Below are 12797 nucleotides of genomic sequence, written 5' to 3'. Positions count from 1 at the left end.
GAGAACCGGCAAGCCGGCTTTGAAACTAAGATATAGGTTAGGCTTGCTGAATGTCCTGCACACCGTCGCAACTTTCTGTCATCCGCGGTGATACGTTGAAGCCTGCTCCGCAGATCAGCTGGATGCAGAACAATCCGTCGCACAAGGGTTTTCGGCTGCGGATCCAGAACATCAGGCGGCAGGTTGAAGACCGGCTGGAGGTGCTGCTGGAGGACGGGGGAAATGCACCGCCGAACCTGCTTGCGGCGATGAAGCATGCCCTCCTCGGCGGCGGCAAAAGGTTCCGGCCTCTTCTTTTCATCCTGACCGTGCCCCAAGGGAGCCATCAGGACGCCGCCCTTGATATTGGTTGCGCCCTCGAGATGGTCCACACCGCTTCTCTCATACTCGACGATCTTCCATGCATGGATGATGCAGACCTGCGGCGCGACAAGCCGACAACCCACAAGGTGTTTGGTCAAGCGACTGCCATTCTGGCCGCGATCTCCTTGCTAACGCGCGGAATGAATACCATTGCTTCGCTACACGGGGTACCGGGCGACAAACGTGCAAGGCTTGTATCTGTCCTGAGCCAAGCGGTCGGCCATACAGGCTTGGCAGCCGGTCAAGAGGTTGACCTGACGGAAGCGCCTGAGTTCCCGATGGACGTGGAGCAGAAGAACTGGCTGAAAACCGGCATATTCTTTTTGGCGATGGCAGAGATGGCATCCATCCTCAGCGATCGCTCTGAAGAGGAAACCGCAGGTCTCTCGGAGCTTGCTTTTCACATCGGCTCAGCTTTTCAGGCCCTCGATGACCTTCTCGATGCAACGGCTGTGCCCGGGTCACTTGGCAAGGATATCGGCAAGGATGTCGGCAAGAGCACCATGATCAACGACAGGGGGGAAGCGGGTACACGCCTCTGCTACCTGTCTCACCTCGAGTTGGCGAATGCGGCGCTGGCGCGATGCGGGGTCGAGCAGGAGCCGATCTGCATCCTGTTGCAATCGATCCACCAGATGGCCTTCGGGAACGACGCGCCGGTCTGAAGGCAAAGGTGCTGCCACGGCAGACGATGAGGTGCGCGCCGGTGGTCGCTGCTGGCAGCTGGATCGTGCGTGTCAGCGCTGCACGAGATTTGATGTCTGCCCCACCGCAGCTTCGATGATGGTGACAGCCTTTTGAAGACCACCTGCGGCGGCGATAGACCGGCCGACCTTCCTTGCCCGATCGACATAACCTTGATCCGCTAGCAGTCTCGTGATTGCTTTTTCCATCTTTGCCGCAGTCACGTAATGAGGCGAAAGACGCAATCCAACATCGTGATGAAGGACGCGGGCCGAGACCCCCGGCTGGTCGAAGGCTATCGGCAGCACGAGCAGCGGCGTGGCGAACTCAAGCGCATCCATCACGGTGTTGAGCCCTCCATGCGTTATGCACAAATCGGCGCGCTCAAGGACCGCTCTTTGCGGTGCAAAACTGGTCACCCAAGTCGCGCCCAATGCGTCTTCCTGCTGCTTGCTCAAGCCCCCACAATGGGCGACCAGCAACTGTACATCAAGCTGCCGGCAGGCAGTCGCTGCGGCTCGAAACAGCCGGTAGCGATGCCCCTGAAGCGTCCCGAGCGACATGAAGATGAAAGGCCTGTCCGGATCCACAGCGAAGGGAAGCTCTTCGGCTTTGCCATCGCTTCGCAGGGGGCCTACTGGATGAAGGCGGTTGCTGCTGTGAAGCCGCGGGAAATCGAAAGCCGCTGTCGTCTGCGCTATCGTCGCCGTTTCGGAGATGCAGGCTTGAAGATCTTCGATGGGATGCATGCCCATCCTGAGTGCCCATCGCCTGAGCAACCGCCGTTGCTCGGTCAGCAGAAGCCTCGCCACACGCTCGCCTCCTCTGTTGCGCCGCTGACCTCTTAGGCTAGGGTCGTATGGCCACGACAGAAACGGAAGCGGGATGCCCTCATCCCGCTCCACCGGCAGGGCGCAGGCAATGGACAGCAACGGAAGACCAAGATGCCGCGCAATGAGCCCGGCCGCCGGCTCCATCTGGTCGCCCAGGATAGCGTCCACGCGGAGTGATCTCAGATACTTGGGTGCATGCTGGCAAAATGCGTCCGTCAGCACAGCGCCATCGTGCACCGTGCGGAGAATACCCAAGGGGCCGCTTGGACGTGATGCGCGAGAGATGATCTTGTCGAGCCGACGCTTGTCCGTTCCTTCCACAGGTTGAACGTGAAAATCGACGTCAAGGTCCTGCTCCACCCCCTCATTTACAAGCAAACTGATGCGATGGCCTCGACAAGCGAGCGCTCTGCCGAGTGCTGCAAACACAGCCAGGTGACTCTTGAACGGCGGGCAAATCAACGCGTAGTGCAAAGAAAGATCCAAGCTCCAAAACAATCTATGTGGCCGGCAAGACCCGTCCTTCAAGCCTCGGCATCCTTCGACTCGCTCAGCCGATGTTTATCGGCAGCCCGGCGATGCGCAGGAGACCCGCGACCACACCGTCACCGATCATAAAAAAAGTCAGTGTCTCCAAGAAAATCATGGCGGCGACGGCCGAGCCGGTGGAAAGGCGCGAGGCGAGCGTGAAACCCACAATCACAAAGATGGTGTCGGAAACCGAGTTTGCGATGCTGTCCCCCGAGTAGTGAAGGCCGCTTCCGTCGTTGACGAAGACTCGAATGATGAACGGCAGGTTCTCGAAGATTTCCCACAGGGCGCTGCTGGCGACGGTATAGGTGAGTAGGCGAGCCAGAGGCCAATGCGGCCTGATTGCACTCAGCCACACAAACAGCCCAACACCGAAGGCAAGGTGAAGGAGAGAGTAGTAATCCGTCAGTTGCTGTGAATTCTGATGGGGATCCAGCGCGCCCTGCCAAACACGTATCGATCCGCAGGTGCAGAACCACGAGCGGCCAAACAGCAACAGAACCCCTATTTGACCGGCAACGATCAGAAACGGGAGATAAAGATAACGATCGCCATGGCGTTGCGTCCATAAACCATACTCCCGCTTCTCAGGCACTGACTCTCCTTCAATCTGCGTGCCAAACATCGTGGTGACACTCGGCAAGCGACGGAGATAGGGCTACAAGGGCCTGTAGCCAAGCCTTTGGAACCCACCGCGTCACGACGTCACTTCATCAACCTCGCATTGTCCCATCTGGGCACGGAGGGTGATCAGAGGCGTCTTTGCGGGCACTTGACAATCATGGCGGCCACAGCAAGATGCCGCCCATGGGGTTGCGATCACCCCACGAGGCCACGGCCAAAGAATCGCGTCCTATGAAACCGATCAAACGGAGGGACGCGCTATGCCGTCATATCTGGAAATCACACCTGACAAACTCAGCCGCATCATCGGCACGCCGAACCTGCCGACAATCATCGATGTGCGCAACGACGAGGACTTCGGCAGCGATCCCAGGCTGATCCCCGGCTCTATCCGCCGCGATTTTCGCCGCGTGACGGAATGGGGCTCTGACATATCCGGTCCCGCAATCGTCTTCTGCCAGAAAGGGCAAAAGCTTGGCCACGGCGTGGCCGCCCATCTGCGCGCCATGGGCAAGCAGGCCGAAGTGCTCGAAGGCGGCTTTGAGGCTTGGCGTGATGGCGCAGGAGCGCTCGTTCCGGAAGACAAGCTTCCGGCCCGAGATGCCCAGGGCCGCACAGTCTGGGTGACCCGGGCAAGACCGAAGATCGACCGCATCGCCTGCCCGTGGCTCATCCGCCGCTTCATCGACCCGTCTGCAGTCTTTCTGTTCGTCCCCGCGAGCGAGGTGGTCCTCGTGGGAGACCGCTTCGGCGCGACGCCTTTCGACATCGAGGACGTCTTCTGGAGCCATCGCGGCGAGCTGTGTACCTTTGATGTGATGGTGGAGGAGTTCGGCCTGAAGACGGATCCCCTCCTGCATCTGGCAAGGATCGTGCGGGGGGCCGATACGGCACGGCCTGACCTTGCCCCGGAAGTGCCCGGTCTTCTGGCGGCATCGCTCGGGCTGTCGCGCATGTTCAACGACGATCTCGAACAGTTGGAGGCGGGGCTGACGCTCTATGATGCCTTCTACCGCTGGTGCCGAGACGCCACCGGCGAGAGCCACAACTGGCCAAATCCGAGGAGAGGATGAAGAACATGACGGACCTCGGTAAAGTTGAGCATCATTCCGTGGCTGACGCTGACATCGTTCCTCTTTCGGAAGCCGTCAAAGTCTGGGCTCGCGTGGCAGCCCTCAGCTTCGGGGGACCTGCGGGCCAGATCGCGGTCATGCATCGTATCCTCGTCGACGAGAAACGGTGGATCGGCGAGCATCGCTTTCTCCATGCGCTGAACTACTGCATGCTTCTGCCGGGCCCGGAGGCTCACCAGCTCGCCATCTATATCGGCTGGCTCCTCAACCGCACCTTGGGCGGCATGATCGCAGGCCTCCTCTTCGTGCTGCCGGGCTTTCTCTCGATCCTGGCACTCAGCTACATCTACGTCCTGTTTGGCAACGTCAGCGTGGTCGAGGGCATGTTCTTCGGCCTGAAATGCGCAGTCCTTGCCGTCGTGATCCAGGCCGTGTTCAGGATCGGAAGCCGGGCGCTCAAGAACGGCCCGATGATCGGCTTGGCCGCTGCCGCCTTCGTGGCGATCTTCTTCCTTCACGTGCCTTTCCCGCTCATCATCGTCACCGCTGGGATCATCGGTTATCTCGGCGGTCGCAGCGGAGCCTCAGCCTTCCGCATCGGTGGCGGGCACAAGTCAGGTGCTGGTAAAATCCTGGAAGATCGAGATTCCCTTCTTGGCGAAGACATCCCGCCTCATGCCGCGCCGAACCTTGCATGGTCGCTGAAGACGTCCGGCGCTCTTGCGGCACTCTGGCTTCTTCCGGTTGCCGGGCTGCTGCTGGCGCTCGGTCAGGACAATGTCTTCTCCAAGCTCGGCGTCTTCTTCAGCCAGATGGCCGTCGTCACCTTCGGCGGTGCCTATGCGGTGCTTGCCTATGTCGCGCAGGAAGCCGTGCAGGGATTCGGCTGGTTGCGGCCTGGAGAAATGCTGGATGGATTGGGAATGGCTGAGACCACGCCCGGTCCCCTGATCATGGTCACCCAGTTCGTCGGCTTTCTTGCGGGCTATCGCGAACCCGGAACCATGAACCCTCTGGCCGCCGCCACGCTCGCCGCCGTGCTGACGACCTGGGTCACGTTCATCCCGAGCTTCCTCTGGATTTTCGCCGGAGCGCCCTTCATGGAACGGATGCGGGGCAATGCGGCACTCAGCGGGGCGATGGCCGCGATCACAGCGGCGGTGGTCGGCGTCATTCTGAACCTTGCTGTCTGGTTTGGGCTACATGTGCTATTTAGCGAAGTCACCACGCTGGCTCTTGGGCCCCTATCGGTGGATGTCCCGGCTCTCGGTTCCGTGAACTGGCCCTCGCTCACTCTGACGCTGTTGGCCGCCGTCGCACTGTTTGCCCTCAGGCAGTCCGTGATTGCGGTGTTGCTCGTCTCGGCTTTGCTCGGGATCGCATGGAAGGTGATAAGCGAAACGCAGTAAGAGAGAGCCATAGTAGGGATCATGCGGCACTGCCTTGAGCACGTCGTGGAAATAGTTTTCCGTTTAGCGCCTGCTTCTGGTCATTCGGTCGATCACGCTCGCCTGTGATTTCAAGCCGATCGGCCGGTCGTCGAGCCAGATCTCTCCGCTCTCGACCATCACCGGCAGTTCTGAGGCTTCTCTGATGGAGCGGTGGAGCAAACAGAAGTCTGAGAATTTGCGGCCTCGCCAGAGCCGCCACTTCGCCTCTGTCCATCAACGCGCATGCCCTAGCGGTCGCCCGGTGCAATCTTCAGTCGCCGCATTTTTTCCCAAAGTGTGGTGCGCGAGACGCCCAAGCTTTCGGCAGCGTCCTTCGCTGAGCCGCCAGCTCTCGCCAAAGCGGCTTTGATATGGGCACGCTCGGCGGAATCGCGGACATCCGACAGCGTGGCGTTGACGCCCGGGGTGCCCGCGACGGCGCTTTCCGTCGCCACCGGTCCTTCGGGGAAGAGATCCGCCTGCGATAACACACGCCCGTCACCCATTGCGATGGCGCGGTCGACGCGGTTGATCAGTTCGCGAATGTTTCCGGGCCAGCTGTGGCTTTTGGCGGCTTCATATGCCGTATCGTCCACGACGAGACTGCTGCGTCCGAGCCTTGTGGCGGCGGAGGAGACGATGGTCTCGAGCAGGGATGCAAGCTCTTCCTTTCGTTCCCTGAGCGGTGGAAGCGTGCAGGCAATGACATTGATGCGGAACCAGAGATCCTCACGGAACAGGCCCTCGGTGACCATGGCTTCAAGATCCCTGTTGGTAGCGCAGACGAGGCGCGCTCCAAAATTGCGGACCTCGCTTCCTCCCAGCCGCCGAAATTCCCGCGTCTCGAGAACGCGGAGCAGCTTCACCTGCAGGACCGGCGACAGGTCACCGATCTCGTCCAGGAACAGGGTGCCGCCTTCCGCTTCTTCAAAGAAGCCGCGATGGACGCCCGAGGCGCCGGTAAAGGAACCGCGCTCGTGACCGAACAGGAGAGAGTCGGCCAGGTCTGCCGGGAGGGCGCCACAGTTGACCGGCACGAACGGCAGGCTCCGGCGCTGGCCGGTCTCATGGACATAGCGTGCGGCGACCTCCTTGCCTGTTCCGGTCTCGCCGAGAAGAAGGACAGGCAGGTCTATGTCCGCTGCTCGCAGCAGCGTCATGCCAACCTTGCGCATGGCGCTACTGCCGGAAAAAGCAGCGCCGAGCTCCGGTACGATGTCGTTGCGGCGCGTGATGCCGCGCAAGGTCTCGACAAGTCCATCGAGATCGAAGGGCTTGCTGACGTAGTCGAGCGCGCCGTCACGCACCAGCCGAACGGCCTGGTCGATGTCGCCATAGGCCGTCATGAAAATCACGGGAACCAGGCCAAAGCGGGCGAAGTGCCGGCGCATCACGGTTTCTCCGTCGCCATCTGGAAGCCGGATATCGGAGAGGATGATGTCGGGTGCTCCGTCTTTCAGAGCTGCATTGGCCTCTGCCGCAGACCGCGCCCATTGCACGGTGAACCCTTCCAGCACCAGTCGCTGCTGCAGCGACATGCCGAGCGTCGCGTCGTCCTCGATCACCAGTATGCGACCTGCCTTCATGGGTTCATGCCTCCGCTTGCCGTTCCGGTGCGGCCGAGAGTGTCAGTTGCACTGTCGTTCCCGTACCGTCCTCGCTTCGGATCGACAAATCGGCGCCAATCCGCTCCACCAGGGTGGCAACGATCCAGATGCCTATGCTGCGCTCCATGGGGATGTCGTTCAATCGGCCGGAGATCATTGCGGCGACGATTTCGGGGGGCATTCCCGGTCCCTCGTCGGCGACGCTGAGGATGACCGTTCGTGCATCCTTGCGGGTGAGCGAAACGGTGACGGTTGAACCTTGCGGTGACGCCCGTACGGCATTCAGCATCAGATTGATCAGGATCTGGCGCAGGGCATCGACGTCGACCACGAACTGCGTCGGCTCCTCAAGTTTCCAGACCAGGTCAACGCCGGCACGGCTCGCTTCCGGAGCGATCAGAAGCTCGAGATCCCGGATGTCCTGGGCGGCCATCCCTCTGGATCCGGACCGCCGGCGATAGGTGGACAGGGTGACGTCCACCACGCGGCCGATGCTATCGAGCCCGTTTTCCAGAAATTCAAGTGTTTCCTTCCGTACATCCTCGCGGTCGCCGAAGCGCTTGAGCGTCGAGATGCCGTTCTTGAGCCCGGCAAGCGGGTTGCGCACCTCGTGGGCGATGCTGGCCGCCATGCGGGCCAGGAGCCCGTCGCGCTCCTGCTGTGCCATCTGTTCCAGGATCAAGACCCGTTGTGCTTCCGATCGCTCGCGCATGACCAGGGCGGCTTCCAGTTGACGCAATTCGTCGCCGCGCCGCCAGTCGGAGTCTTTCGCGGGAGATCCCGCCGGCTCGGCCAACCGGTCGATGAAGCGATCGAGAGGTTTGAGCGCACGCCGCGTCACGGCATAAGCCGCAATTGCGGCGATGATGGCCACCAGGATGTCTATTCCCACGGCGGCATCGGACGCAGTATCAGCCGCATCCTCAAGCGGTCTCGTGTCGAACGTTGCGGCCAGAAACAGGCGACCCTCATTCATCCCATAGCTGCGTGCAACCAACAGGACCGATCGCTCCGGAACCGCCCTGATGCTGACCTCGTCGGGGCTGATTGACTGTGCGTCAGTCAAGGCGGCATCCAGCAGGTCTCCGTCGGTCTCGGCCAGTGCGACCGTGACGAGGCGGCCCGACTCGTCGGTCCAACGTACGGCAATGCTTTCTTCCAGAAGCGCGGTGCGAAACTCCAGCGACGCCGCCAGGGTCTTGCGCACGGATTGCCGCGCATCATCCCCATTGATTTCCGCCGCAATGTTGCCGGCGACGGCATCGAGGAAAACCAGAGCCTGATCGCGCAGGCCCGTCTCATTGCTCGACCGCAGCACCATCACGCCGATCTGGGTCGTGCCGACTGCCACCAGAAACATCGCGACCGCCACAAACAGGGGTAGCGCGATGGAAAGAGGCAGCCTTGGGCGCAGAGGCGAGGACATGCGGATTGATTAGACCATCTGCAAGTCGGCCTGCCAGCACTTTATCGCGGTTGGCCCCTTCATCGTTCCATGATCAGGACATCACCAGCCATGTCAGGTGCGATACGGTCGAGCCAAGAGCTGCCATACCACCTTGTCCGCAGCGGTCGTGGCGTGCGACCGAGCACGACTGCGCGCAGGCCTTCGATGCCGTGCGGTATGGCGCATCCGCGCTCTGACGCGGCGAGCCTGATGTAACTGCAGCCGAAGCGATCCGCGATCTCGGGCAATCGGTCATCCCCGAGCTGCTTGTCCGTGACATGCAGGAGCTGTGTCACATCCCAAAGCCCACAGAGCAGTGCCCATTCCACAAGGGGAGCCAGGTGGTCTTCGCCGCAATCGCGCACCACCAGCGTACGGGCGGTATCGGGCAATGGCTTGTCGGCCACGAAGAGGACAGGGCCGCGATGGCAGTCCGGCAAACGCAACAGGCCATCCGGCTCCCAGGTCGTGTGTTCCTGCCGCGCCTCGACCTGATGATGGAACCAGCCCTGGCACGGCAGCACGAGAAGTGTCCGGCCCGGTTCTGTTTCACAGCGAAGAATGTGTTCGGGATCGCCTTCGTCGTAGTTGAAGACCGAAGCGACGTCGGCGCCTGCCGTGACCGATTTGAGGTCGCTGATGGCGCTGCTGGCACGCTCGCGGATCAGCCGGCGCAGTTGGGCCTGATCACCCGCAGCATGAATCGCATGCGTGTCTATGACTGTATAGGCCGAAAGGCTCGCTCCCGTCCTCTGGGCAATGGCGCAAGCGCGCTCGGCCACCGGCAGGACATGTCCGTTGATGACGGCAAACCGGACAGCCTCGATGGCCGGCAGCGCCAGCATGTTGTTTTGGGGCTTCGGTCCTGGCCGCAGGGTCGCCTTGGGCCGCTCGGAGGTGTTTCGACCAGCATCTCCCTGTTCTTTTGGAGCCAGGGCAATCCAGCCGGCTCGCTTGTCGAGGGATTGGCCGGCCCGCGTCAGAACGCCGTCGAGGGCATCATCGCCGGTGAGCGTCAGCCGCGCACCGGAGACATAGGCGGCGCGTCCCAGAAGATGGCCTGCGACAGGCACCGTCAGCAGCAGGAAGATGACGGTCAGCAGTCCCATCAGCGTCGCATCGACCTCTCCATGAGCAATAACGCTGCCAATGATGACCAGGCCGGCACCAAGCGTTCCAGCCTTGGTGGCCGCATGCATGCGCTGGAACGGATCGGAAAGCTTGATGACGCCCAGGGCGGCGATGCAGAGAAATGCCACGCCGGACAGCTTGAACAGGATGCACAGGATCGCAAGCATCACAGATCCTCCTTCTTCTTCTCGAGGAGCGCTGACAGCGAACAGGTCGCCAGGAAGCCGATCAGCGCGATCCCGAAGGCGACGTCGAGAAACTCTCGCCGACCGGTGACGATCATCGTCAGGGCGGCAATCGCAACGGCGATGCCGGTCAGCATGTCGAGCGCGATGAAGCGATCGGCATAGCCGGGGCCGGTCACCATGCGTACGGCGGCCAGCAGAAGCGGTAGCATCAGGACCGCGATCATGACGGCGGCAAATGTCGATAGGATCCCATCCAGAAGCTCAATCATCCTTCGATCTCCTTTATGCGTGTCTCGAACGTGGTCTTGATGCTTTCCACCACCGCATCGGGCTGCGGCGCATCCAGAACGTGAACATAGAGGGTGGCGAGATCCTCGCTGACGTGGAGCGAGGTCGTCCCCGGCGTCAGACTTATGCAGTTTGCGAGTGCCGTAACCCCCGCTCTGCTGCGCAGGTCGAGCGGCACGGCGATGATCGCGGGTTTGAGCTGCGAACTGTCACCCAGCACCTGGCGCGCCACGGCAAGGGACGACCGGACGAGCTCGCTGATGAACACCGCGCCCAGGGTCATGGACATGCCGATGCGGTTGACGATGGTCATGGCGTCACTCCTGCTGTGGGATTTCCGTCAAAGATGGCGCCGATATGCACGGCACGGTTTCCGATGCTGTCGGCGGCCAGAGTGGAGAAGGCGACGAGGGGTTCGGGGTTGAAGCCGATGGCGAGGGTGATGACCCCGAGCACCGCAATCGGAGCGATCATGGCCGCCGGCACGGGACGGAGCCGGACCTGGCGCACCGGCTCCTTCCAGAAGGCCTCGATCCAGATCTTGCTCATCGAGAAGATCGTAAGAAGGCCGACGAACAGCGCAACACCGGCAAGCCAGGCCGCATCCCCCTGGAAGGAGGCATCTACCACCATCAGCTTGGCCCAGAAGCCCGAGAGCGGCGGAATGCCCGCGAGCGAAAGGGCCGGTATGGCAAACAGCACCGCCAGCATGGGCGAGGACTTCATTAACCCGCCGGATTTGCGCAAGTCGAAGGTGCCGGTCGCCCGGTGGATGGCGCCGGCGATGAAGAACAGGTTCGCCTTCACCACGATATGATGGATGATGTAGAAGACGGCACCGGCAAGTGCGAGCGGCGTTGCGATTGCCAGACCCAGCATGATGTAGCCGATCTGGCTGATGATGTGGAACGACAGGATGCGCCGGACATCCCACTGCACCGCGGCACCGAAGACACCGAACACCATGGTGCCGGCTGCAAATAGTCCGATCAGCGGCTTCAACGTCCCGTTATCCACCTCGAACAGGAGGGTGAAGACGCGAAAGAGCGCGTAGACGCCCACCTTGGTCAGGAGACCAGCGAAGACGGCGGATACGATGATGGACGCCGTGTGATAGGAGGCCGGAAGCCAGAAGAACATCGGGAAGAAGCCGGCCTTGATGCCGAAGGCGAGCAGGAACATCATCGCCGACAGCGTCAGCGCCGCTGACGATTCCGTCTGCGGCAGAACCATGGCCAGATCCGCCATGTTCAACGTGCCGGTTGCGCCATAGAGCAGCCCGATCGCCATCAGGAATAGGATGGTCGAGAACAGATTGAGGACCGCATATTTGATCGCGCCGTCGATCTGGGCGCGTGTACGGTCCAGCGTGATCAGGCCAAGCGTTGCGATCAGCATCACTTCGAACCAGACATAGAGGTTGAAGATGTCGCCGGTCAGAAACGCGCCGTTGACGCCGATCATCAACCCCATGAACAGCGGGTAGAAGCCGCCACGGACCTGGCGCTGGCGAAGGTCGGCCATGGAAAAGATCAAGGCACAAAGCGCCAGCAGGCTGGAGATCACCACCATCGCGGCGCTGAAGCGGTCGGCAACGAAGACGACGCCGAAAGGTGGCATCCAGTTGCCGAAGGCCTTGGTCAGGATGTCGCCCTCCATCACCGCATTGGCAAGAAGAAGCGAGGCGCCGAGCGTCAGTGTCATGACCGCGAGCGCGATGATGCGCTGGACCGCGGGCCGCGACTGGAAGGCAGCGGCGAGCGCTGCACCCAGCAGCGGCAGGACGACGGGCCACAGGAGAAGCGTGTCAGCCATTGCGTGTGGCCTCCTTGTCGAACGGCGAGCCGAGTGCCTCGGCGTCGGTATGATCGTCGGTAAAGACCGAACCGAGGGCGTAATAGGCCTTGAGCACCAGGGCCGCTGCGAACGACACGAGTGCGAACCCGATGACGATCGCCGTCAGGATGAGCGCCTGGGGGAGCGGGTTGGCTGATCCTTCGCCCAGCGTCTGCGCGCCCTGCTGAATGACCGGCGGCGCCGTAAACTGCAGGCCGCCCGCGATGAAGATCAGCAGGTTGACTGCGGTCGACAGGAGAACGACGCCGAACAGGATGCGCATCATGTGGCGCGACAGGAGGAGGTAGATGCCGGCACCCATCTGTGCGGCGACGACAAACGCGTAGATCAGGCTCACTGCTCCACTCCTTCATAAAAACGGAATACCAGGGAGAGGACACCACCGATCACGACCATGAAGACACCGATATCGAATGCGGTCGCGGTACCCAGATGCGTCGAGCCAAGCACGAACCACCAATGGGTCAGGAAGGAGCCATCCGACACGAGGCCGGGCAGGCCGCTGACGAAGGAAAGCACAAGGCCCGTCCCGATCAGCACGACCGGGTGGACGATCAGCGCCTTGCGGGCCTTGGCCACGCTGTCGGAGAGAGCAATCAGGGCAAATGCCAGGGCCGCAAACAGGCCGCCGATGAAACCTCCGCCAGGCTCGTTGTGCCCGCGGAACAGCATGTAGACGGCGGCCGCAAGCATGAGCACGAAGAAGAGGCGGGACATGGTGGAAAAGATGACGGACATGAC

13 protein-coding genes are annotated in these 12797 nt (G+C 61.6%); 3 read left to right on the top strand and 10 right to left on the bottom strand.

Going from position 1 to position 12797, the window contains the following annotated elements:
• Positions 1-50 precede the first annotated feature (50 nt).
• Positions 51-1028 carry a polyprenyl synthetase family protein gene (locus M1E10_RS08125; RefSeq protein WP_499175850.1) on the top strand — a complete coding sequence of 326 codons (978 nt, stop codon included), beginning with the start codon at positions 51-53 and terminating at the stop codon, positions 1026-1028.
• A 72-nt stretch (positions 1029-1100) separates the two neighbouring features.
• Here M1E10_RS08125 and M1E10_RS08120 read toward each other — a convergent pair whose 3' ends face one another.
• Both M1E10_RS08120 and M1E10_RS08115 read right to left on the bottom strand, forming a co-directional pair.
• Entirely contained in the window at positions 1101-2354 is a 1254-nt protein-coding gene (locus M1E10_RS08120) for a glycosyltransferase (RefSeq protein WP_499175849.1), read from the bottom strand.
• Between the two features lie 76 nt (positions 2355-2430).
• Positions 2431-3006: a DUF2585 family protein gene (locus M1E10_RS08115; RefSeq protein ID WP_499175848.1), complete on the bottom strand. Its 576-nt coding sequence runs from the start codon at positions 3004-3006 to the stop codon at positions 2431-2433.
• A 289-nt stretch (positions 3007-3295) separates the two neighbouring features.
• Here M1E10_RS08115 and M1E10_RS08110 point away from each other — a divergent pair, with 289 nt between their 5' ends.
• Together M1E10_RS08110 and chrA are read left to right on the top strand one after the other, a co-directional pair.
• The gene (locus M1E10_RS08110) at positions 3296-4108 is read left to right on the top strand and encodes a chromate resistance protein ChrB domain-containing protein (protein ID WP_499175847.1); all 813 of its coding nucleotides are present in this window, start codon (positions 3296-3298) and stop codon (positions 4106-4108) included.
• 5 nt (positions 4109-4113) lie between these two features.
• The gene (chrA, locus tag M1E10_RS08105; protein ID WP_499175846.1) at positions 4114-5517 is read left to right on the top strand and encodes a chromate transporter; all 1404 of its coding nucleotides are present in this window, start codon (positions 4114-4116) and stop codon (positions 5515-5517) included.
• A 269-nt stretch (positions 5518-5786) separates the two neighbouring features.
• On the opposite strand, the gene M1E10_RS08100 is transcribed toward chrA, so the two are convergent.
• From M1E10_RS08100 to M1E10_RS08065, 8 genes are all read right to left on the bottom strand, one after another.
• Complete coding sequence (locus tag M1E10_RS08100; protein ID WP_499175845.1) at positions 5787-7124, bottom strand: sigma-54-dependent transcriptional regulator; 1338 nt, start codon at positions 7122-7124, stop codon at positions 5787-5789.
• 4 nt (positions 7125-7128) lie between these two features.
• Entirely contained in the window at positions 7129-8505 is a 1377-nt protein-coding gene (locus M1E10_RS08095) for a sensor histidine kinase (protein WP_499175844.1), read from the bottom strand.
• Between the two features lie 125 nt (positions 8506-8630).
• A complete protein-coding gene (mnhG, locus tag M1E10_RS08090) occupies positions 8631-9890 on the bottom strand; it encodes a monovalent cation/H(+) antiporter subunit G (protein WP_499175843.1) in 1260 nt (419 codons plus the stop codon).
• The gene (locus M1E10_RS08085; protein ID WP_499175842.1) at positions 9890-10180 is read right to left on the bottom strand and encodes an MrpF/PhaF family protein; all 291 of its coding nucleotides are present in this window, start codon (positions 10178-10180) and stop codon (positions 9890-9892) included. The genes mnhG and M1E10_RS08085 overlap by 1 nt, the downstream gene beginning before the upstream one ends.
• Positions 10177-10512, bottom strand: coding sequence for a Na+/H+ antiporter subunit E (locus M1E10_RS08080; RefSeq protein ID WP_499175841.1), 336 nt, complete (start codon positions 10510-10512; stop codon positions 10177-10179). Before M1E10_RS08080 ends, M1E10_RS08085 begins: the two co-directional genes overlap by 4 nt.
• Positions 10509-12014 carry a proton-conducting transporter membrane subunit gene (locus tag M1E10_RS08075; RefSeq protein WP_499175840.1) on the bottom strand — a complete coding sequence of 502 codons (1506 nt, stop codon included), beginning with the start codon at positions 12012-12014 and terminating at the stop codon, positions 10509-10511. Before M1E10_RS08075 ends, M1E10_RS08080 begins: the two co-directional genes overlap by 4 nt.
• Positions 12007-12393: an NADH-ubiquinone oxidoreductase chain 4L gene (locus M1E10_RS08070; protein ID WP_499175839.1), complete on the bottom strand. Its 387-nt coding sequence runs from the start codon at positions 12391-12393 to the stop codon at positions 12007-12009. Before M1E10_RS08070 ends, M1E10_RS08075 begins: the two co-directional genes overlap by 8 nt.
• The gene (locus M1E10_RS08065) at positions 12390-12794 is read right to left on the bottom strand and encodes a Na(+)/H(+) antiporter subunit B (RefSeq protein ID WP_499175838.1); all 405 of its coding nucleotides are present in this window, start codon (positions 12792-12794) and stop codon (positions 12390-12392) included. The genes M1E10_RS08070 and M1E10_RS08065 overlap by 4 nt, the downstream gene beginning before the upstream one ends.
• Positions 12795-12797: the final 3 nt, after the last annotated feature.

Source organism: Rhizobium sp. PK7-22, assembly GCF_056530405.1.
This window is presented reverse-complemented; position numbering and strand designations above follow the sequence as displayed.